This is a genomic window from Pseudomonas sp. PS02303, assembly GCF_029959925.1.
GTDB lineage: Bacteria > Pseudomonadota > Gammaproteobacteria > Pseudomonadales > Pseudomonadaceae > Aquipseudomonas > Aquipseudomonas mandelii.
The window spans coordinates 1-1150 of record NZ_JASCOM010000531.1; the positions used below are offsets into that span (position 1 = coordinate 1).

The 1150-nt window shown below is 60.3% G+C and carries 2 protein-coding genes; both read right to left on the reverse strand.

The window, feature by feature from the left end; all coding sequences use genetic code 11:
* Positions 1–89 precede the first annotated feature (89 nt).
* Positions 90–395, reverse strand: coding sequence for a ribbon-helix-helix domain-containing protein (locus tag QMX98_RS34700; protein ID WP_008025707.1), 306 nt, complete (start codon positions 393–395; stop codon positions 90–92).
* A gap of 14 nt (positions 396–409) precedes the next feature.
* Positions 410–991 (reverse strand): DJ-1/PfpI family protein, encoded by a 582-nt coding sequence (locus QMX98_RS34705; RefSeq protein ID WP_077749585.1) that lies wholly within the window; start codon positions 989–991, stop codon positions 410–412.
* Positions 992–1150: the final 159 nt, after the last annotated feature.

Genomic DNA, 1150 nt, shown 5'->3' on the forward strand with positions numbered 1-1150 from the left:
GAGCAGGCTCGCTTGCACATTGGAATGCGTTCCCCCGAGGGAGCGAGCCTGCTCGCGATGGGGCCGGTAAGGCCAGCGCAAAACCAACCCTATTTCACCACCGCCCGCACCACCGACAACTCCGGCGCCTGTACCCGTCGCTGACTCAGATACCGCGTACAACTCACCCGCAAGAACGAGGCGAAATTCACCACTTCGCCGCGGTAGTCCATCACCTCTTCATACAGCTTGGCGATCAACTGGTTGGTGGTCATGCCGTCGACCTCGGCGATTTCGCTGAGGATGTCCCAGAACTGATTTTCCAGGCGCAGGGTGGTGACCACCCCGCAGATGCGCAGCGAGCGGGAGCGCGATTCGTAGAGAATCGGATCAGCTTTGACGTACAGCTCGCACATGGAAAAGCCCCTCGTTACAGCGTGATTTTGGTGCCCAGCAACCCAAGGAAACCGGCGAGCCAGCTTGGGTGCGCCGGCCAGGCGGGCGCAGTGGCCAGATTGCCTTGTACGTGGCCTTCCGTCACCGGGATATCGATGAACGTACCGCCCGCCAGGCGCACTTCCGGCGCGCAGGCTGGATAAGCGCTGCACTCGCGACCTTCGAGAATCCCCGCTGCCGCCAGCAATTGGGCACCGTGACACACGGCGGCGATCGGTTTGCCGGCCTTGTCGAATGCGCGCACCAGCTCCAGGACTTTTTCGTTCAGGCGCAGGTATTCCGGCGCACGACCGCCGGGGATCAGCAGCGCGTCGTAGTCGGATTCAGCGACTTTGGCGAAATCGAAGTTCAGGGCAAACAAGTGACCGGGTTTTTCGCTGTAGGTCTGGTCGCCTTCGAAGTCGTGAATCGCCGTGCGCACAGTCTGGCCGTCGGATTTGTCCGGGCACACGGCGTGCACCGTGTGGCCGACCATCAGCAGCGCCTGGAAAGGCACCATCACTTCGTAGTCTTCGACGTAATCGCCGACCAGCATCAGAATTTTCTTGGCAGCCATGGGGAGGACTCCTCTGGGAAATGCATCGGAGTATTCAAGGTAGTCCTTATCCAGCGGGTCGGGTAATAACCAGCTACTACCTGAAAACCGCGTTATCGTTCTTCGCGGGCAAGCCTCGCTCCTACAAAGGCACCACCATACCGGTAGGAGCGAGGCTTT